At 58.3% G+C, this 19,961-nt stretch carries 14 protein-coding genes and 1 pseudogene; 4 read left to right on the top strand and 11 right to left on the bottom strand.

Going from position 1 to position 19,961, the window contains the following annotated elements:
* The first annotated feature begins 110 nt into the window (after nt 1–110).
* On the top strand, nt 111–962 hold the full coding sequence (locus tag IB262_RS29000; RefSeq protein WP_192494041.1) for a ferritin family protein: 852 nt from the start codon (nt 111–113) through the stop codon (nt 960–962).
* A 274-nt stretch (nt 963–1,236) separates the two neighbouring features.
* Here IB262_RS29000 and IB262_RS28995 read toward each other — a convergent pair whose 3' ends face one another.
* Together IB262_RS28995 and IB262_RS28990 are read right to left on the bottom strand one after the other, a co-directional pair.
* On the bottom strand, nt 1,237–2,670 hold the full coding sequence (locus IB262_RS28995) for an ABC transporter ATP-binding protein (protein ID WP_051659354.1): 1,434 nt from the start codon (nt 2,668–2,670) through the stop codon (nt 1,237–1,239).
* Nucleotides 2,651–3,751 (bottom strand): hypothetical protein, encoded by a 1,101-nt coding sequence (locus tag IB262_RS28990; RefSeq protein WP_029742892.1) that lies wholly within the window; start codon nt 3,749–3,751, stop codon nt 2,651–2,653. The genes IB262_RS28995 and IB262_RS28990 overlap by 20 nt, the downstream gene beginning before the upstream one ends.
* 171 nt (nt 3,752–3,922) lie before the next feature.
* Here IB262_RS28990 and IB262_RS28985 point away from each other — a divergent pair, with 171 nt between their 5' ends.
* Nucleotides 3,923–4,138 (top strand): hypothetical protein, encoded by a 216-nt coding sequence (locus IB262_RS28985; protein ID WP_162732985.1) that lies wholly within the window; start codon nt 3,923–3,925, stop codon nt 4,136–4,138.
* A gap of 741 nt (nt 4,139–4,879) precedes the next feature.
* On the opposite strand, the gene IB262_RS28975 is transcribed toward IB262_RS28985, so the two are convergent.
* From IB262_RS28975 to IB262_RS28965, 3 genes are all read right to left on the bottom strand, one after another.
* Complete coding sequence (locus IB262_RS28975; protein WP_192358020.1) at nt 4,880–5,356, bottom strand: heparin lyase I family protein; 477 nt, start codon at nt 5,354–5,356, stop codon at nt 4,880–4,882.
* Nucleotides 5,357–5,631: 275 nt separating this feature from the next.
* On the bottom strand, nt 5,632–7,512 hold the full coding sequence (locus IB262_RS28970) for a hypothetical protein (protein WP_192494040.1): 1,881 nt from the start codon (nt 7,510–7,512) through the stop codon (nt 5,632–5,634).
* Nucleotides 7,513–7,546: 34 nt separating this feature from the next.
* Entirely contained in the window at nt 7,547–7,969 is a 423-nt protein-coding gene (locus tag IB262_RS28965; RefSeq protein WP_234798847.1) for a hypothetical protein, read from the bottom strand.
* A gap of 398 nt (nt 7,970–8,367) precedes the next feature.
* Between IB262_RS28965 and IB262_RS28960 the strand changes: the two genes are divergently transcribed.
* A complete protein-coding gene (locus IB262_RS28960; protein WP_034796799.1) occupies nt 8,368–11,532 on the top strand; it encodes an adenylate/guanylate cyclase domain-containing protein in 3,165 nt (1,054 codons plus the stop codon).
* Between the two features lie 244 nt (nt 11,533–11,776).
* On the opposite strand, the gene IB262_RS28955 is transcribed toward IB262_RS28960, so the two are convergent.
* The 5 genes and pseudogenes from IB262_RS28955 to IB262_RS36070 form a co-directional block, all read right to left on the bottom strand.
* The gene (locus tag IB262_RS28955; RefSeq protein WP_192494039.1) at nt 11,777–13,285 is read right to left on the bottom strand and encodes a hypothetical protein; all 1,509 of its coding nucleotides are present in this window, start codon (nt 13,283–13,285) and stop codon (nt 11,777–11,779) included.
* A 42-nt stretch (nt 13,286–13,327) separates the two neighbouring features.
* Nucleotides 13,328–14,479 (bottom strand): serine hydrolase, encoded by a 1,152-nt coding sequence (locus IB262_RS28950; protein WP_029742531.1) that lies wholly within the window; start codon nt 14,477–14,479, stop codon nt 13,328–13,330.
* A 122-nt stretch (nt 14,480–14,601) separates the two neighbouring features.
* The gene (locus IB262_RS28945; RefSeq protein WP_192494038.1) at nt 14,602–15,027 is read right to left on the bottom strand and encodes a hypothetical protein; all 426 of its coding nucleotides are present in this window, start codon (nt 15,025–15,027) and stop codon (nt 14,602–14,604) included.
* A 90-nt stretch (nt 15,028–15,117) separates the two neighbouring features.
* Nucleotides 15,118–15,480: a hypothetical protein gene (locus IB262_RS28940; protein WP_192494037.1), complete on the bottom strand. Its 363-nt coding sequence runs from the start codon at nt 15,478–15,480 to the stop codon at nt 15,118–15,120.
* Between the two features lie 247 nt (nt 15,481–15,727).
* Nucleotides 15,728–16,093: pseudogene (locus tag IB262_RS36070) on the bottom strand (LysR family substrate-binding domain-containing protein); the annotation flags it as partial.
* A 22-nt stretch (nt 16,094–16,115) separates the two neighbouring features.
* Here IB262_RS36070 and IB262_RS28930 point away from each other — a divergent pair.
* Entirely contained in the window at nt 16,116–17,702 is a 1,587-nt protein-coding gene (locus tag IB262_RS28930) for an amidase (RefSeq protein ID WP_246802736.1), read from the top strand.
* A 205-nt stretch (nt 17,703–17,907) separates the two neighbouring features.
* On the opposite strand, the gene IB262_RS28925 is transcribed toward IB262_RS28930, so the two are convergent.
* Nucleotides 17,908–19,698, bottom strand: coding sequence for a caspase family protein (locus IB262_RS28925; protein ID WP_246802740.1), 1,791 nt, complete (start codon nt 19,696–19,698; stop codon nt 17,908–17,910).
* Nucleotides 19,699–19,961: the final 263 nt, after the last annotated feature.

The following is a 19,961-nucleotide window of genomic DNA, read 5'->3' as shown; positions in this document are numbered from 1 at the left end:
ATCAGAATGTATCCTAACCTTGATCAAAGACAACTCCTCGTTGGAAAAACTTACGATTCTCTGACAGTGGATATTCGGGCAAGGGGAAGACCTGACAGGAGTGAGCTGGTATGTCGTCAAACACCTCTGATCCTTGGAAACTGGCCTCATTGGACGAGCTGTTGGCGCTTGCTGGTGCGATGGAACAGGAAGCGATAGACGGATACGTCGCCCTCGGTCTCAGGATGAAGGCCATGGGACGTCCCGAGCTTGCGGCAGTGTTCGACGCGCTGGTCGCCGAGGAGCGGGCGCACTTGAGAAAAGTGGGCGAATGGGAGAACGCGCTTCGACACAAAACGCGCTCGGTCTCCACACATCCTCCCGAGCATTTGTTCGACGACGAGGCAGCGGGGAAAGTGGCTCCCGAGATGCTGAGCGCCTACCGCGCGTTCTCGATTGCCGTTCGCAACGAGGAACGCGCGTTCGTGTTCTGGTCTTACGTCTCGGCCCATGCCCGGTCGCAAGACATTAGAGACGCGGCCGAACGAATGGCCCGGGAGGAACTCGGTCACGTTGCCACGTTGAGACGCGAGCGGCGGCGTGCATTTCATCAGGAACGAAGCCAGGTACTCTCGGTCGACAAAGGCGATTTGCCGCTCCTCGAGCGGAAGTTGTCGAACCTCCTTAAATCGATGGCAGAACTATCGACGGTGGGCGGGCGCGACGACCTACTGGCTCGTTCAAATGAAGCCGACCTGAGGTCAAAAACGATGCTGGAACACCCGTTTTTGACCACTTCGCGTCCGGAGAGGGCGACACAAAAGGCAGTCGAAAGTGCGCTGCCGCTCTGTGAATTCCTGGCAGAGTGCTACCTCGACATCGGAGATCGCGCGGCCAATGAGGAGGATGCTGATAGGGCCCGCGAGTTCGCCTCCCAGGTCATTCACTGTCTTCGGGCGCTTCGCCGCCTACCCTCGACATGATCGCAAGCCACCGTCCTAGTCCATCTCAGCATCTAGTCATGGCGGAGACGACGCGGTCAATTCCTTCGGGGCGCCGAGCTGCATCAGAATGAACGTCGAGCCGATCGTGCCCCAGATTACCGCATACGGTTTCGTGTTTGTTTCCGATTTGTGCGCCCAGGATCGCATAATGTATCAATTGGATCGTTGGCTAGTCTGGTGGGCTTCACGGGCCGCCATCTTTGACATCGAAGCTCGGGATACGACTAGACCGTTCGGATCAGGTATGCTGTTGCTAAATAGCCCGGCCGTCTTCTGCGAAGACATGCAACTGTTCGCGGAGGAGAATAAGCCCAATTCGCTCTCCAATCTTGCCCATCTCTGCTGCAGTTCCTCCCGCAATGACCTGGCCGGCGTCGGTGGCAACTGTCACCGTTGCGGTGTCTCCGGCTCGAGCAATCGCAACAACTGTACCGGCCAGTTCGACGCCCGAACTATTTAGGTCGGTTAGCAGAACATGCTCTGGCCGAATGCCGACGGCATGGGGCGCCGGGGTGGCGGCGTCGATCGGAAATCGGGAAGATACCGTTATGTCTTCCACTCCGGCGATCGATAAAGAAAATGTGTTGCCCGTATTGCCAAGCGTCGTTACTGGCAGAAAGTTCATTTGCGGGTAGCCGATCAGGCCGGCAACCGCGCGATTGTCGGGACGTTTATACAGGTCCTCCGGCCTTCCCGTTTGCAGGACACGCCCATTCAGCAGCACACAGATCCGATCCGCCAGGCGCATGGCTTCCGCCTGGTCGTGGGTGCTGATCACCATCGTCGGACCAAGTTCGCGATGGAGTTCGGCTATTTCCAACCACAACGACGAAATATCACCCTTGAGAGGCATGCTGTCGAACAGAAGAAGCCTTGGGTCACTGACGAGTGCGCGGGCAAGAACGACACGCGCGCGCTGCGCGTCCGACAAGCTCGCTGGCGTCTGTCCCATGACGCCTTCCAGGTCGAGCAATACTACGATCTCGTCGGCAAGTGCCCGTGCGCCGTACGTCCGTTTGAATTCGAATGCCGACGCAATGTTCTCACCAACGCTCAGGTGAGATTGAAGCGACGCGCTGTCGAGAACAGAAGCCACGCGACGCCTGCCCGCTGGGATGTGTGTGACATCTGTGCCGTCCAGTATGACCGAGCCGGCATCGACGGGCTCAAGTCCGGCTATCATGCGCAAGACGATCGACGTGCCCGAACCTTTTGGCCCGAGCAATGCGCAAATTTCACCGCTTTCGACCGACAGGTTGAGGTCGTCGACGACAGCGACATTCGAAACCCGTCTCGTGACGCCCTGAAGAACAATGCGCCCGTCGATCGACAAGCGGGACTGCAGCCAGGTGCTCTTGTTCCGCTGCAGCCTCTCTTCGGCCTGAAGCTTGGCGCTGGAAAGGTAGTCCGCAAGATTGGAGCCTTCCGGAACGATCGTCTCGGCCATGGCAGTGCAGGCCATGCAGTTTTCAATGTGCGCGATCCTGTCGGCCGCCAAAACACCGTCCTGAAGAAACAGCTGGATCTCGGTAGATTTCAGACAGTCCGGGTCAGCGGCCGCCGTGTCGGTCGCTTCCTGCAGATACTGCGCGAGAAGCACCTCGACATCGACACCGAGCGCCCGAGCAAATTCCTGCGCCGCTAGAAAAAACTCGGATTGCGGATCATCATTTGAATTGGCCGCCATCTCGCCACGCTTCCTTTTTCATCATGCTCATGATCGCGCGCTGCATTGCGATGCGGGGAAGCAAGGCTCCGGCTTTGCGCCGGTCTTCGGGATGGTCGTAGGCTTCGCAAACGAGCTCGCGCATCATTCGCGTAAAGAATGGCATAGAGATCTCCCGTTGGCGTGCGCGCGTTGAGATCCTGTATTGGTCGAGATGAACCTCCAGCATTTCCTTCAGCTGCATTCCGGCCGTCATCAGTTTCCCGTGTTGGTATTCTATCGGGAGGTGCAAGATCGCGGCATCGTGGTCATTTTTGGCATTGATCCCATACGTCCGCTCATGTTCGCGAGCCGCTCGACAGGCTGTTGTAAATGCAACGTAACGTTCGGGGCTGATGCCAAAAAGATAGGGAATGATCAGCGCATGAACATTCTCAGGATCAACAAAGTAGTCAGAATGCAACCCGCCAGCGAAAGCGATGTTGTGAACGCTCACCCTGTCCTGTTGGTTTCTTATCTCGCATATGGGACAGTCCGAAAGCGGGACGACAACATTGTGAACGACGTCGGCAGGGCCGTCAAAACCGACACGCCCTGCATCGCCGACCAGATCGCAGAAGACCCGGCCGACAACCGGCATTTTTCTGGCTCGGTTCGCGGCCCTAGCCCAAGGGACTGCTTCGTCCTTCCCGCCGTGCATGTTCGTGAGATGAAGATGATGCCCACGAAAGCCTGGCGCTCCCCAATCGAAGTCGCGCCGCACAGCGCTTCCAAGAAACATCATCCGATCGAACTTCTTCGCAGGGAAACGCTGGAGAAGCGACGTCACAAGTACGGTGCCAAAGCTGTGCGCAATAATGTATGAGCTGATCGACTTTCGCCCCTCCTCGACAATCGTAGCATTCACGCGTTCGACAGTCTGCCGCAGACCTCTTCCGAGAGCCAAGCGTATGGGGCCCTGCATTTGCAGGTAGCCGTTATATCCATCGTATTTCAAAGCCACATAGCTTGAAACATGCGGTTCGAACACGGAGGCTAGCTTATCCTGCCAAGGCCCCGCATTGATACCGTGGATCGTGAATAGTGTGACCGATGGCGACATGCGTCCACTCAATCATGTTACTATTTACTTAAATAAGTTTATATCGTGGGTTGCACGAGTCAAGGTGGTCGAGGGATGTGGCTAAACTGGACGGAATCTCGAGGAATTCATGGCTTTGGAACGTGTCCCTTCTCGATCAAATGAAATTGGCTTTTTCAAATAGACAGCGGCATGTGCGGTTCGATTCCGTTCAAGGCGAGGGATCACCCGTCGCGGTCGATCGCGCTAGAAATCGACGGTGCGCGCGACGAGGATATTCTTATAGGCAGCCACGCGATCGGCGGCGGGTGGGTAGATCCAGACCGTGTTTATCTCCTTCTTGAACTCTACGGCCTGCAGGACGGCTATCTCCAAATTCGCGTGCGGCAAGGTGTCCTGGGGCTCTGATAGGTCGCGAACTGGCAAGCGTAAGCGTTGATCAGCTCAACCTAGGTCGGATGTTCGCAGCCTGGCCGATGATACCGGCAGCTATCGGATCGCATCTTGCATTTCGCGCCGTCGCAACGGTTTGGGTAATCGTTCGACGCCGCGATCTCTTCTGGCATCCTTGGCGGCCATAGTGGGGGTCAACAGACCTTGCGGGTCGACGTCTTCCCGGCGCGTGCTCCTGATGTAGTGTGCTAAACGGGAGGTGGTCTCATAGGAGGCATGATTTCGGTAAGGGCCAAATTTGAAGTATTGTCTGCTGCGCGGAGTGGTTGGACGGAAACCGATTCTGCCAGCCGCGCGCGCAATCGCTTTTCCATTTGCCCACACTTCCACGAGCCCGTTGTGGTCAGGAAGAAAGCGCACGTGATACACCATCGTGGTCCATGTTCCGAAAACCTCGGGGAGAGGATGAAAGGTCGTAATGGATATATCGTCGATCGTGCAATCCACTGCCTTGCTGAATCCTCTGATCGGGTCGTAGCGTATCGAGTCTGAAGCGTGTCCTATCGATAAGACGGTCGATTTTTCCGGGACGGACGACGGTGGTGCAAGCACGTCGTGTTCACCGCCATGTCCAATCTCATCTGATGACGATGCTTCGGTCGCTACGAGAATACGGCATTGAGCATCAGCTGGATTTCGGCCAGGTCGATCATTGTCCTGCTCAATGGTGATCGTAAACGTGCGATTGGTAAAACGCTAAGCCAGCACAGGACTGGCATCCAGTGGACCGCTTGTTTGTTTCCACTGACCAATCACCGTTCGGTCCGCTCCCGGGACGACACTGTCATCCACATACATGTCGAAGCGGTACCAAATATCTGTTCCCAAAGGCAGCCAAACGCTGTCCTCTTCCCAGAGTTCAGCCCGCTCGTTCCGGCCGTCAGGCTCGTAATTGCCGTCGGCATCACGGCAACCGGAATGGGTTGCTGCCGGAGCAAAGGCTTGAATGCCGACTCTCGGCCTCACCGTCGCAGTCATAGCTGTTCTTGCCTCACCAGGGACTTTCCCGAAAGAGAAACTATTTTCGTCCCGATGGCAGACAAACCAGATTGATGACGGTTCCAGTTGGGAAAAGTCGTCCGAGAGTGTTTTGATGCATGACGAACAAACAGATGAAATGCCGAGCATTGAGAGCGAAAGAATGAAATACTTGACCATATCGTCAGGACCCAAGTCACGTTTTCTGTTGACGCAATAAGCGATCTTTCGAACCGTCCGCCTGATAATTTCGCTTTCTATAATGGAGGTTCATATAAGTATTCAGCAAGGGTTATTTTGGTCAGACCCATATTGTCGTACGCCAACGATATCGATGCTATATAATGGCCGGCTATGATTGAGAGTGTATCGTAGAATATAACTGTAAGCCGTCGCTGCCAAACGGAGTGAACGATCCTTCGTGTGATTTCCAGGGCGGAGGAAACAACGCGGCTATCTCCTTTTCTGGTCTATTTTCCGCAATACATATCCTTATAGAAAAGGTGTTCAGTTTCACTGAACCGTTCACCCGAATTGTCGAAGCAGAAACGCTTGGGCAGGATCCTGAACAGATACCGCTTCCCGCATGCCGCCGGGATATCCACCGAATACAATCGAGCGACGTTGGAGGGCAGGGGATCTGTCCATTTTTTATGCCCGACGAAGGAAACGTCTTTGAGGAGCGTCGCAGATCCAGAGCGGCCGACGCCTCCTGCTTCTGCGACAAAGTCCTTTCCTTTCCCCTCGTCGATCGTTGGGTATTCGTGCTGAGTCGGTGGTCCGCGGACCAAAGGCACGTCGGTCGTCTCGAATGCCACGTTGAAACGTACGTCGTCGCGGGCCGGTACGTAGCCGTAGCCGTTCAGGTACTTCCATGAAAGGCGCAAGATCATTCGCGCACCACTCGCAGCGGCGGGTTGGGAGTGGACATCGGCCGAAAAGTCCACCGGCACGAAGGTATCCCCGCCGCCGCCGGGGGGCGGGCACTGCGTGAACAGCGGCTTGTATCCACATTCTGCTTCTCCGAGGCCCCATGCGCATTGGCTAAGGCGCAACCAGTCTTCTTCATTGAGTGTGCGGACGCCTCTCCACAGATTGCCACCATGTTCGGGTACCATCCAGGGGCTGATCCGGCCCGCTCCAGAGGCGGAGGCCCATTCGGTCCTGTGGTTCTGCACGAGCCCGAGAGCTATCTTCTGCGCGAAGAGGGCCGCGTTCTGCATCACCGTCGCGCTCGTGATGACAGGCGTCTTCCCAGTGGCGTCGGCGGCAAAGCGGCGCCCCGACTCCAGCGTCGTAAGGCTGTGGCAGTCCGAGCACGGATGGCCGTCTATCAAGAAGGACTTGGCGCCAAGCAGCGTGCCGGCATGGGCGGCCGCGTATCCTGAACCAATCACGCGAAACGGCAGCTCCTGCCTCGAAACGCGGCCAGGAAGGAAGTTACCCATGCCGAACACGGCCCGCCGATCGTGCCTGCTCTCGAAATAGCCGACCCTCGCCTGTTGCATGTGCGGATCGATGACGGTGGGTTTCTTGTTGTCATGACAGACTACGCAATCGACCTTCGCACTGCCGTCGTATAGTTCTTCAGCAGCTCGCCGCCCGCCAACGTCGCCGTACGACGTCCCTCCGGGTGGGGGGAAGCGGTCCCTCCAGTTGAACACGGAGCGGTCCTTCCGGCCGTCGAGGAATGCGATTTCACCCGTGACATCGTTGAACCCGATCGCGCTGTAGCGGGAGAACCGTGGATCCGTCTCCGTCCAGTAGGAATCCGCCTCGATTTCCAGGCTCTCGGACGATTTCCGGCAGAGGAACAGCCACTGCACATGGTTGCGCGTGATCCGCCCGACCCGCGAGTTCATTGCACAGAAAGTCACGTCCCCGGCGAGCGAAGGCTTGTCACAGCGGTCGACGACAGTCGTCCACTTCACTAGTCGTCCTTCGACGTCACGGTGCACAAATTCGAGCGGAGCGCCTGCCTTGGAGAGGTTCGGTTCCAGCCTTACAGCGTTTCCGTCAACCTCGACACCGACCGATCTGGAGTTCGGCCCCGTGCAGACGCCGTCCGGTATGGGGCCGAACACCGATCTGGCCTCGTCGCCGAATTTGGTCACCGGATCGGTGCTCGCCGTCGCCGGGGCCCACAACACGTCGCCGTTCCACCGAAGAAGAAGGTCGTACGACGACACGGTCTGCGCAACGACTGTTGCGGCTTTTGCGTCAGGAGCTGAGAAGGGGCCTGCTTCCTGGATCGGCCTAGCGCGCAGTTCTCGAAGAGCGTCGATCTCCCAGGCAACCACCAGAAAGACAGCCACCGCAATCGCCGCGGCAAGATGGACGAGGCGCCTCACGTTTCCTTCCCTCATTTGCGGCCTTCACAGATGATCAACGTGCGCTGGCCTGAATCCCGGACTGGGAGGGGGCGACCTTGAGGATAACGAACTTCATCAAATCGCCGTCCTTCTTGATCGTCGCGTATAGCCTGGCCGTGTAGTCAAGTTGCGCCGCGCTGACCCCGATCGTCTCAATGGTCACCTGGATCGTCAAGGCAACCTCGAAGGTACCGTCGTCTCTCTTCCCAATCAGGATGCTGCTAAGCACTCGGGTGGCGCTGGAGTTCGTGGCGGCAAGGTTCGCGAACATTGTTTGGAATTGCTTGGCCAGCGACCCTGCCGAAACGGCAAGCACGGCATTCACATTGCCCGGGTCGCAGTGGAAGTACTGTCCCGTGTCGACAAACAAAGCGGCCAGCCCGTTGAAATCGCGGTTGTCCATCGTCCACGCATACTGGGAGAGCAGGTCTATCACGTCGCGCCGCTCCTCCGGCGTGGGCGCGACCAATGACCCGCCGCGGTAATCCCTCCAAGGCATCTGACTTGCCCCGGGGCATTCGTTGGCCGCGAATGCAGGCGAGGCCGCAAGTAACGAGAGAAGGGCTACAGCCCCGTAAAACTTACATTCTTTCACGTTGACCCCTCCTGTGCTGCCGTCGAGGGGTCCGGGCCGTTCACTACGCCATTCCATACCATGCACTACGAACGGACCGCACCAATCGCTCTCGCAGCACTGCAAGTATACGCGGCCACACCATGTGGACGCGCCTAGAATAAACTCAAATTGTTGAATGGCATTGGTTAGGAGAGTAGCTTGAACGTAAGAAATGCGCAAGTTGAGTTACTCCTCTATTTCAACTGGGTGGGCCCGCGATGAACGACGTCACCACATGGCTGGCCGAGATCGGGTTGCCGCATTTGGCGGACAAATTCGTCGACGCACAAATCGACTTTGACACGCTTGCGCTGCTTTCTGATCAGGATTTGCGCGAACTCGGCGTCCCCTTGGGGCCCCGCCGCAAGCTGCTTGCAGCGATCGCTGCGCTCGGCAATTCTGCGCGGCAGTCCGGGGGGTATCGGACTCCAGTCGAACGGCGGCAGCTGACGATCCTGGTGGGCGATATGGTCGGCTCGACCGAGTATGCCTCCAGGCTCGACCCTGAGGACTTCAGCCAGCTCACACAGACATTCCTTTCGCGTTGCAGCGGGCTTGCAAGGTCGCACGGGGGGTTCGTTGCCAACTATGTCGGTGACGCGCTGCAGGTCCTGTTCGGCTTCCCTGCGGCGGAGGAGAACGATGCCGAGCGCGCGATACAGTTGGCGCTCGACATCGTGACAACCGTGCCACAGATGGAGACGCCGGACGGTTCGCGACTGAGCGTGAGGATAGGGGTTGCAAGCGGTCTGGTCGTCGTCGGCGATATTGAGGGTGCGCCTGCCGGGATTTCAACGGTGGCGTTCGGGCATGTCCCGAATCTCGCGCACCGCCTTCAGGCGATTGCCGAACCGAACGGCATCTATGTCGATGAGAACACCTACCAAACAACGGCTGGCGCCGTGGAGTACGCCGATGTCGGCGGGAAAACCCTGAAGGGCTTTAGTGGTCCCATTCACATCCGGCGCGCCCTCAAGCCGATTGCGAGGCAATACCGCTTTGCGGGGGGACTCCGAGCGACGCCGCTGGTGGGGAGAAAGAGTGAGTTGCAGGCAGTCGGGACCCTTTGGGACGCCGTGCGAGCTGACGGCAACGGGCGGATCGCATTTATAAGCGGAGAGCCGGGGATCGGTAAATCGCGCCTGCTCTATGAGGTTGGCAGAAGCTTTCCCGGATCGAAGGCGCTCGTTGCGCAGTGCGGCCCTGCCTTCACCAACAGCGCGCTTTTTCCGTTCTTGAGACTGCTGAAGCAGGAGGTTGGCATTACAGAGGACACGCCGATGCCATCTGAGAGGCTGCGGTCCGCTCTGTCGGCTAGTACCGTCCCCTTGTCGATCTCGTACCCGATCTTCACACGGCTTCTGGCGGTTGAACCGGATTACGAGCCGTCTAGGCTTGCCGCGTCCGAACAGGAGACCGCGATCAGCCAAGTGTTTTTGGACTGGCTTCGGCAATTGGCGAGCGCCGGCCCCTTGATGCTCTTTGTGGAAGATGAACAATGGATCGATCCTTCCTCCGGCAAGTTCCTCCAGACGCTCGCCTACGGCGTTGAGCAGTTTCCGGTGTTCCTGCTGGTGACCTCGCGAGAAAGCCGGACGAGGGCCGAGTTCGACAAAGTAGTCACTGTGCACCTTGCTCTAGAGCGGTTCTCCCGGGAGGAGGCTGGCGAGTTCGTCCAGCATGTCGTGGAAGGGGACCATCTGTCTTCCGGCGTCATCTCGACGCTTCTCAGCAAAGCCGAAGGGGTTCCCCTCTATCTGGAGGAACTCGCCCGGTCGGCCCTTATGCTTGCTGCCCATTCGTCCGAACCGTCCGAGACGAAGTCGGAGAGCGACGTAGCCGTCCCCATCTCGCTCCAGTCCGCGCTCATGTCTCGTCTGGATAAGCTCGGCGCGGTCAAGGCAGTCGCGCAGACTGCGGCTGTGATCGGCCGGGAATTCGACCTGAAGACGCTCGCTCATGTTGTCGGTCTCTCGAGCGAGGTGTTGCGGCCGCAGATTGAACGCCTTGTCGCGGTAGGGCTCGTCGCACCGCAGCCCTTCGGCAACTGGCCCCGTTACTCCTTCTCTCACAGCTTGTTACAGGAGGCCGCCCAGGGGGCCTTGCTCCGGGATCGGCGGCGGGAGCTTCATGCCCTTGTCGCCGAGGCGATCGAGGTAGTCCAACCGAGGACGGTCGTGGAACATCCCGAGATCCTCGCCCAGCATTACCATGCGGCAACGCAGTTTGAGCGCGCTGCCGAATACTGGCTTAGGGCGGGTAGGAAGCTTGGGGCGACGTGGGCGAAGGTCGAGGCTGCGAACATGTTCTCGAAGGGGATCGAATGTGTCGGAAAAATGCCGCCGTCGAGGGTACGCGACTGCAAGGAACTGACCCTCGAACTCGAAAGGGGCGACGTCCTTTACGCTGCATACGGATACATGACCGGGGACGGCAGCGACGCGTACCGGAACGTTATGCGACTGAGCGAGGCTACAGGGGATTCGGAGGCGGCTATCCGGGCACTGGATGGCCTGTTTGGAACTTCGTTCAACTCCGCCCGGTTCTCTGACGCGGAATGGGCGAGCAACCAGCTCAAGGAGATTGGCCGTAGGGATACCAATATCAAGGCCCTTGTACTCGGGCTGCAGTTCGGGGGAATGTGCGCTTTCGCACGCGGCAGGTTTCCACAGGCGCGAGAGGTGTTGCTGGAGGCTCTCGAGTACCGCGAACATGCCCATGAGGTCGGAAGTGACTTTCCAAGCATGTCGATGCTCTATCTCTCGTGGACGCTGCAAATACTTGGGGAGGCCGACGCGGCCATGGAATTGTTCCAAGCGGCTGAAATGGAGACCCGCGGACAAGCTGACTACCGGCTCGCTGCGTATCTGGGAAACGGTTGCATACTGATGTCTCTTCGCCAGGACGTTGCGACGCTCGCGCGGCTGGTGGACGAACTCGTGCCACTCGCGACACGCAACGGGTTCCAGCTTTGGCTCAACTTCGCTTCGTTTTTTTCCGGGTGGGTCAAGGCCGCAAGCAGCCAGGACGCTTCCGGCCTCGCACAGATGAAGCACATTTGCGACAACATGGGTGATCAGGAGGTCGATAAGACATGCTATCTGGGCGTACTTACAGATAGCTATCTTCGAATGGGACGGATTGGCGAGGCAGCGGCTGCGCTTGACCAGGGATTGGATCTCGCAGGACGTACCGGCGAGCACTACTACATGCCTGAGCTGCTTCGTTTAAGAGGAGAATTGCTGAGGCAAACGGGTCGGACCGCGGACGCCAAGAGATTGTTTGAGGAGGCGATTTCTTTCGCAAGCGATCAGGGGGCCAAGGCATGGGAGGCGAGAGCCAAGCAGTCACTTGATTTGCTTTCGTCTGACCCGCCAAGATAGAAGACGCAGAATTGGGGTACGGTGTGCCCGTACCGCCGCTGACTGACCACTTGCCAATTGGCAGCGCCTCGTGGGTCCTGGCGACGATGATGTGGCGGCGCGCTGCGCAATCTTTCCGTCGGGTGTGAGCGGTGCCATTTCCCCAATCGACGCGCCCTTGGGCGAATGCGTTGGATGGCTCGTCATGGGCACGACGACCGTTTGGTCTCGCGGGTTTCCTACTGCACCACCCGATTGTTTCTTTCTAGTGGCAGGTGCCGCGCGCGCAGAGGCCGCAGTTGAAAAGTCGGCGCTCAAGGCGCGCGCCCCCGTCGATCTTGACGAGTGCGTGGGTTTTTGTCTTGTGGTTGCGCACCAGACGGCGCTCCGGGTCGACGACCGTGCCGTAGTCGATCTGGCCACTCATGAAGAGGTCGTCGACGAAGGCCTTCGCCGCCGCAGTTCCGCTCTGGGGTGCGATTGGCTCGGCATTGAAGCCGGCGGACGTCACGTCAAATTCGCGCGGCTCGGCCGCGGCCTCCACGAAGAGCACGCCGTCGATGCCATACTGGGATGCCGGTAGCCCGACCATCGGTAGGGGCACTCGCTCGGCCATAGCCGATTTCGCAGGGGCGGTGAGCGATTTGACCTTAGCCATCATTGGCAGCGAGGACGCGGATTGCAGGGAAAGGATGCTTCTTCCCACGAACACGCCCCTGGCGATCGACGAATAGGTCGGGTCTGCCTGAGCCGCGATCACCATATTTGCAGCGACTTGGGCGTAGTAGTTGGTGACAACTGGTGACGACCACTTCAAACCTTGAACGAGAAATCCGGCGAGGTCGTCGGCAACGGCAAGAAACTCTGTCTCGGTTGGTGCCCCCGGATTGGCCGCCTTCGCAGCGAGCGAAACCCCGAGAATCTCGAAGAAGGCGCCCGTGAATATACGCGAGAAGGAGTGCGGCTTCGACGAAAGCTGCGACAGGGGCGCTGCACTCGGGAGCGTCATAGGGTCCTGATAATTGAACGAGTTGACCGCACTGCGCAGGCAGTCCGCCTCAGCCAGGCCTGGATCCTGCGCGCGGAGAGCGCTTCCGAGCTGCTCCGCGAGCCTTGAGAGACGCGACGTCGTGTACAGGTTTCCGTCACTGACGGCGAGGACAGCGGTCCGCAGCGATGGAATCTGGATGGCCGACATCAAGGCGCTGATGTCGCCGAAGGACTCATGAAAGGCCGCGATCTCCGTGCTGGCGACGCCCCATAGCTCGGGCATGAAAGCGTCAAGCACAGCGTGGCCTACCTCGTGACAGCTTACGTCGGGGCTTTCGCAGGTGAAGACCGTTCCAGTCACACCCGGACCGTGGAAGAAGTTCAACCCAGTACGATTGTAGTTGGCGTCTAGCTCGAATCCATTGTCGAGCACGACGTTGAGGCTCGGTCCCCCTTGCCATTGCGTCAGCGGTACCCGTTGCGCCCAATAATCGGCGCCTCGCCTCAACGCGGCCGCGGTCGCCCAGTAACGGAACTCGTACGTTCCGTGTGCGTATACGGCAGGCGGCGGCCCCCCCGTTGGGAACGAGAACGCAAGGGGAAGCTTGGAAAGATCCGGTGTTGGTACCGTCAGACCTACAGCCGTTTCAGGATCGTCCTCCCACGAGCCCACCGTTCCGGTGGGCGCGGGGGAAGATACATTCGTGTTTGTGGCCTTGGTTTTCGCGGTGGCGGTTGCCGGCGTCGTCGGAGCTCTTTTGGATTTCCTGAGCGCTTGAGACATGCGGATGCCCTTTCCCAAACGTTGCACGTGATTGAACGATAACTAGTTCGGCGAAGTAGAAGCGGTGTGAGGCACTTCTTGCGCCTTCACAGCAGCGCGCACCAAAGCGTCGTGTGCCCTGAAGGTCAGGCACTCTCTTGCTGATCCATTGCTCCAAGCCCTCCAATCGCTAATTTGGACGACAACGGTCCCGCTGTCCGGGTAGACGTGGACGAACTGGCCGTCCCGACCGATCGCAGTGAAGTCCGAGTGTCCGCGTCGTCGCCACCAGAAGTATCGGTACTCCAAAGGGCACCCGATGTTCTGATAGCGGTTCTCGAGGTCGATCGCGTCGTCGTCGACTGTGTTTGTTCTGGTTGCTATATCGAACCATGCCTCCGGAACAATTTGACTACGGCCCACTCTTCCTTTGTTCAGAACGAACACGCCAAATCGTGCGAGATCGCCGGCTTCGGCTTTGAAGCAGCATGGTCCGATCGCAGTTCCGTCCCCGTCAACGCCCCACGACGCGTCGCCTTGTGCGCCTATGGCGGACCAGATGCCTTTCGCGAGGAAATCAGTGAGGGAGGATGGGGCCACCATGCGCTCCGCAACGAGGGCGACGACCGCCGCATCCAGAGCCGAGTAGTTGAAGCTCTCGTCGCCGTCCTCATTTCGCGCTCGATAGCGCCTCGCGAAGTCCCGAACGTTCATCTTGAGGTTTCGCACATCTAGACTGAACTGGTTCGCATCGGAGAACAGCCCGTGCCAGCCCAACTCATTCCAACGGACTCCGGAGCGCATGCGTAAAACGTCTTGCAATGGCACGTTTGCGTACGCGCTTGGGGGAGGAACGTGCATTCGTTCCACAAACCTACCTACAGGCATCTTCAAGATCCGCCTGAAATCGTCGCGCGTTCTTGCCCCGTAGCGAGTGGCGATCGCATGTCCGATCAAGGTTGAGGTAATCGCCTTTGTTACCGAAGCGATGCCGTAGCGTCGGGTCGGCTCATTGATCGCCCCCCTTTCGGGGCAGAAGCCATCGTCGCGATTGAAGTATTCCAGGAGGAGGCTGCCTTTCTGCACCACTAGCAAAGCGCACACGCGTGCGTACTGCACAAACGTGTTTAGATCACATCGCTTAGATGGCGTGACGTCGCACTCGAATGAGACCTGTTTGATTTCCGCTCCGCGCGCAAAGGAGGAAGCTGACATTGGACGATGTATTTTGTCGTTCTCAGTGGCTGCTGCAGATCGAGTGCCGCTTACAAGGATAGCGCATAGGAGTAAGGCTGCTGACAGCGCAAGCGAACATGCGCGGCGCGAAGTAAGTCCTCTCATCTGGGCGACACCCTCACCGAATCGACCTCAAGTACGTCCGTGCTGGGCATGTAGTCCCGGTAGTGTCCGATCTTGAATTTCGTCTTGATCTTCGTGCCCGGCTTCGGCACGTAGCCAATCTTCCCGGATACCCGCACGATGAACCGACCGTCCTGATAGACTTCAATGAAGTCGCGCTTCTCTCTTCCTGCTTTGATGAGATAGCGCATCTCCGTCCACCCGGATGAAGGCGCGTCCAGCCACGGGTTCTTTCCATAACGGGCGACGAGCGCACTGGTACACGCATGACCCTCATTCTTCTTAGGGTAGGTCACCTTGCATTTGGACAGTGCTCCTTTCTCCCATTTGAAAGTTTGATTGGGAGCCTTGGCGGATGCGATCAGACACCTGCAGTTTTCATCCTGAACAGTGACATAGAGCACGCCGCCGTCATAACGCTGGGCGAGAAACGGACTGGGGCTCCAGCCGACGCCATATGATGGGAGCGGCTCCTGTTTCCACTGAGCCGTAATCTAGCGCGTCCTGATGGTGGTATCGGGCTTCGAAATGCGGAAAGTAATCACATACTCATGTGCGTCCGCACTGTCATGTTCCAGATTTTTTACGAGACGCAATTCCTGGCGTTGAATGGCCGGGGTGCCGGATTTGAGGATGGTGTAATCCAATAACCCCTCGATGAAGGACGGCCCGAGGTCATCCGGGAAATCTTCGTCGTGTTGAAAGGTTGACCCGCTTATTGCGGTCTTGGCGCCACTGGTTGCAGCATTACACTTAATTTGCTCGCTTTTTTCGCATTCATTGTCCGCTATCGACGGATCAACCGTAATCTGTGCGTGCTTGTCGCCAACCTCTTGGGGGTCAGAACCGAAGGTCACCGGCTGGTTTTGGTCAATCTGGCAACCACACCAACTCTTACCGAGACTGCCAGCGGCAAAGTCTTCCGAAAAATCGGTTGCGTATGAAACCGAAAACGTGGCTCCGAATAACGCTGATAAAACAATCAACCGCATCTGTGTCCCCAATGCCAGTTGAAATTTTCCATGAGCATGCGTTAAAACACGCAACTTGTCGAGGCGGGAATTCCCCGCATGCAACTACATTTTGTGCTGCTCCGCACTGAGGAAGGCCATGGGTCTCGAACATCTGGGAGAAATAGCGCTCCGAATAGGAGAGGTTCTGACGGGAAAAGGCGATGATCTTCTCGGAGCGAAGGTCCTCGATGTCGATCTCGCTTCGAACCGCAAGTGCGCTCGTCTTTTCGACCGCCAGCAGATAGCGCTCGTGCGCGATCGAAAAGAAGCGCAAGGACCCGATGTTTTCGACCGGACGGATGAAGCCGAGATTTATCTGGCCGTTCTCCAGTCCGCGAATGATGTCGCTGGTCGAGCCGCGCGTCACATGAAGCACCACATCGGGAAACTTACGGCCGATACGCGATAGAAACGCTGGCAACACCCTTATTGTCGCTGGATAGACGGTTCCGATCTTTCCTCCGCCCAGGCGCTTCGGCATGCTCGATAGACTGCTTGGTTGGCGAGAGAAACCCGGGCTTTCTCGAACCGGGCTTTTCAGAATAGAATCTCAAGCGGAACTCGAGGGGAAGTCCATGCTGGTTGAGTACGACGATCTGGATGGTTTCGGATTGGCGGAACTGGTGAAGGCCGGGGGCGTGTCAGCTCTTGAGCTGGTAGAGACAGCAATCGCAAGGATCGAAACTCGAAATCCGGCTCTCAACGCCGTTGTTCTCACCTTGCTCGAACAGGCCCGGAGCGCAGCATCCACTGTGGATGTCAGTGCGCCTTTCGCAGGCGTTCCATTTCTGATGAAAGACCTTCTGTCCGCGGTAGAGGGTGTGCCCACATCTCATGGCAACCGCCATTGGGCGAAGCTTGCCGCCGGCGGCGATTCCGAAATCGTGAAGCGCTGGAAGAAGGCAGGGTTGATCATCCTCGGCAAGACCAACACCCCTGAGTTCGGGCTGACGCCTTATACAGAATCCGAAACCTTCGGCCCGGCTCGGAACCCATGGGACCTCGAGCGCACGCCGGGCGGCTCCAGCGGCGGTTCAGGAGCGGCAGTCGCAGCTCGCATCGTGCCGCTCGCCTCTGGGGGTGACGGTGGCGGCTCGATCCGGATCCCGGCATCGGCCTGTGGGGTGTTTGGGATGAAACCAACGCGCGGCCGCACCCCGTCTGGCCCCTATATCGGAGAGCCTTGGGCGGGTTTTGCCGTCGAGCATGTACTGACCCGGTCGGTGCGCGACTCGGCCGCTTTGCTCGACTATGTGCAGGGAGCCGACGTGGGTGCGCCGCACTATCTGTCGCCCTCCTCGGGCTCATTCCTCGATGCCGTCAGAGGGCCGCCCCGAAAACTACGTATCGCGGTTTCCTCAGCGCCGATGCTCGGTGGTAAAGTCGAACCGGAGGTCCTTGCCGCATTTGCTGACGCGACGAAGCTGCTCTCCGAACTTGGTCACGAGATCGTCGAGGTAGCACCCCAAGTCGATGCGGAGGCATTCTCACTATCATTTCTCACCGTGCTTGCCGCGGAACTGCGCGTGGAGATGGAGGACGCGGCCAAAGCGGCCGGTGTCCCGATCAGGGTCGAGGACTTCGACGCTTCCACGATTGGCATGGGCCTGCTTGGACAGGCTTTCTCCGCAAGCGATCTTGCAAAGGCCCTGCGCTATCTCAAGTTGGCAGCGCGCGGCGTCAGTTCCTTCTTCGAGACCCATGACGCACTCATGACGCCAGTGCTTTCACGCTTGCCCCCGCCGATCGGGGCGCTCCAGCCTTCCCGTCATGAGAAGACGATCATCCGTGCGATCGGCCGCGCCAAGGCCGGTTGGTTGCTTCGAAAGCTTGGGATTGCCGAACGACTTGCCGCAGACACGTTCGCCTTCATGCCTTGGACGCCGGTGTTCAACGTGACCGGACAGCCTGCAATGTCGGTCCCGCTTTTCTGGACGGACGGCGGTTTGCCGATCGGCACGCATTTCGTCGGCCGCTTCGGCGATGAGGCAACATTGTTCCAACTCGCTAGCCAACTTGAACGGGCGCGACCATGGTCTGACCGCAAGCCGCCTCTTTGCAGGTGAAGGAGGATGCGACCGCTTGACGGAGATCGCAGGCGTGTAAAATCGCATGATGTATCGTCTGGAGCGCCCCGGCTAAGAGCAAGTGCGGCCAAGAGGCTACATATCGTTTTTCCAAGGAATTTCTCTGTTGCCCAAACAGGTGAACGCTCTCTTGAAGCGACACGCGGCGCCGTAGCGCACAGAGCGACGATGCGAGGCGTTGCAATCAATCGAATTCGATGACGAAACTGTGGGTGGAATCCGTCGCCGGCATATCCGCCCACGTCTCCAGCCGAACCGACTTCATGTCGTGCTTTCCTTCAATACCCACGAAGTACATGCCGACGTCATCGCCTGGATTGTCTTCGTTCGGTGAACCTTCCAGCCACTTTGTGAATGTCAGTGCCTCACCGGTGACCCAACGCCAGCCGCCCCTGGGTTCGCGACCGCCTTCATCTTGGATCAAACCGATCCAGGGACCGAACTTGTGAGAATATCCGTCGTTAAAGTTGGTGAAGAAAAAGCGATCTTCCTTGCTGATGAGCGAAGTCACAAAATCGTTCTCCTCCTTCGAGCCGATTGTGGCGAGGTGACCACCACAGCGCTTGGCAGCCATATTCGCCGAGTTCCACGTTCCCCATTGCGCCTGTATCACCAGGTATATGTGGCCCCTGAACGAGCCGTAGACCTTCTCCTGCCATGGGTCGCAGTCAATGGCCTTCCAGACGCGCTGATCGGTCTCGAGGCCGACAAAATCCTTCGGTAGATACCGCCGCGCTTTGGGCGAAGAATAAAGACCGTCGGCAGCACTGACCACATTGATGCCAAGCGCCTTGGCGGTCGATTCACCAAAATAGCCCGTTTCCGTAAGTCCAGCGGATTTCTGGTAGCCGGTTATGGCCCTTCGGGTCTGCGCACCGAACACTCCGTCGGCGCTTCCCGTGTCGTAGCCCTTCGCGGCAAGGGCCAGCTGGATCTCGGTTCGCTTGGCCTTGTCAGGGACAAGTTCGTTCTCGCGTTCCTGCGGCGTTGACGACGACGGGGAAGAAGCCGCCTCAGGCTGCATCACCGCCAGCATCTGCCGAGCGACATCGGCGCTTTCGCCATCGCGATGTTTTGCGAGAAAGAACGTCCATATACGCGCAGTGTTGATCCGCAGCGCCTTCTGAAAATCTGCCTCGGCCGCCACAGTTTTCGGATCTGTCACCGGGGCGGCAACTGGTGCCTGCTCCGATTGTTGCAAGGCAGGCCCGAAGTAGAATTCGAGCGAGAGCGAAGACAGGATCTGCGGCGATTGCTTGCCGGCAGTTGCCTCTCTCACGTCGCGGATGACCCGCTTGAACGCTGTCCCAATCTCAAGGCCTGGGCTCGCCAGGTGGCTGACGAGCGCCTGAGTGAATGGCGAATTCTCGCCGCGTCCGTCAGATGCGACTTGCCCGGGTGCCGCTGCAAAGGCGACCATGGTGCCGGCACTTTCCGTCTCAATCGGGGCCAGTCCCCGCGTCGCAAGGCTTCGGGTTGCACCTTCGATTTCTTCGTTGAGCCGGTTGGCAAGCGGATTGTTGCGGCAGGCGTCCAGAAAGACGAGCGCGATCTTTGCCTTCGTCTCGATCGCACGCACCACATCGGCAAGTGCGAGGGTCTCGGCATGAACGTCGAATTCGTTCGCAAGCTTGGCGTTGGTGGCGACGAGATAATTTTCGCCGCGAAGCTGCATGCCGTGACCGGCATAGTAAAAAAGCGCTACGTCGTTTGCCGCTATTCTGCGCGAAAAGCGCGAGACCGCTTCGGCCAACTGGCTGCGGTTCACGTCGATAACGATGTCAGCATCAAATCCTTGGGCGGAGAGGAACGCTCCGAACGCGCGCGCGTCGCGAGAGGCGTTTGGAAGCGAACCGGCGGCTTCGTATGTCGAGTTTCCAATGACGAGCGCCAGGCGTCGACCGCTTTCGGCTGCAAACGCATCAGTGGACGCGATCAGAGTGAGTGCAAGCAGGGATAACCATGAAAACCACATTCGCATCGTGCTCGCCTCTCCCCAAGGCCGTCACAGAATCGAACGTTTGTTATCGCTTGAATATTCCCCGCAGCTGGCGGACTGGGGTATTCGCTTCAATTGGCTGCCACCCGATATTGCATATTAGCAATTGATGTTGTTTGGGCAAGCACCCGCATGCCGCTCGCCAAGAGGATCGCATTGACGACCTATCAAGCCTCATTCAACTAAGTTGCAGACAATATTCTTGTGAAAAACCGTTCCTTGGGGCACAATTTATAAAC

This window comes from Ensifer sp. ENS02, from assembly GCF_014851885.1.
In the GTDB taxonomy this organism is placed as follows: Bacteria; Pseudomonadota; Alphaproteobacteria; order Rhizobiales; family Rhizobiaceae; genus Ensifer; species Ensifer adhaerens.
Note: the sequence above shows the minus strand (reverse complement) of the source record. Positions and strands in the feature narration are given on the sequence as shown.

Bases quoted from the DNA above. Each gene is read 5' to 3' on its own strand.
- IB262_RS29000 (WP_192494041.1), top strand. From the start codon at position 111: ATGTCGTCAAACACCTCTGATCCTTGGAAACTGGCCTCATTGGACGAG.
- IB262_RS28995 (WP_051659354.1), bottom strand. From the start codon at position 2,670: ATGGCGGCCAATTCAAATGATGATCCGCAATCCGAGTTTTTTCTAGCG.
- IB262_RS28990 (WP_029742892.1), bottom strand. From the start codon at position 3,751: ATGTCGCCATCGGTCACACTATTCACGATCCACGGTATCAATGCGGGG.
- IB262_RS28985 (WP_162732985.1), top strand. From the start codon at position 3,923: ATGTGCGGTTCGATTCCGTTCAAGGCGAGGGATCACCCGTCGCGGTCG.
- IB262_RS28960 (WP_034796799.1), top strand. From the start codon at position 8,368: ATGAACGACGTCACCACATGGCTGGCCGAGATCGGGTTGCCGCATTTG.
- IB262_RS28955 (WP_192494039.1), bottom strand. From the start codon at position 13,285: ATGTCTCAAGCGCTCAGGAAATCCAAAAGAGCTCCGACGACGCCGGCA.
- IB262_RS28950 (WP_029742531.1), bottom strand. From the start codon at position 14,479: ATGTCAGCTTCCTCCTTTGCGCGCGGAGCGGAAATCAAACAGGTCTCA.
- IB262_RS28930 (WP_246802736.1), top strand. From the start codon at position 16,116: ATGCTCGATAGACTGCTTGGTTGGCGAGAGAAACCCGGGCTTTCTCGA.
- IB262_RS28925 (WP_246802740.1), bottom strand. From the start codon at position 19,698: ATGTGGTTTTCATGGTTATCCCTGCTTGCACTCACTCTGATCGCGTCC.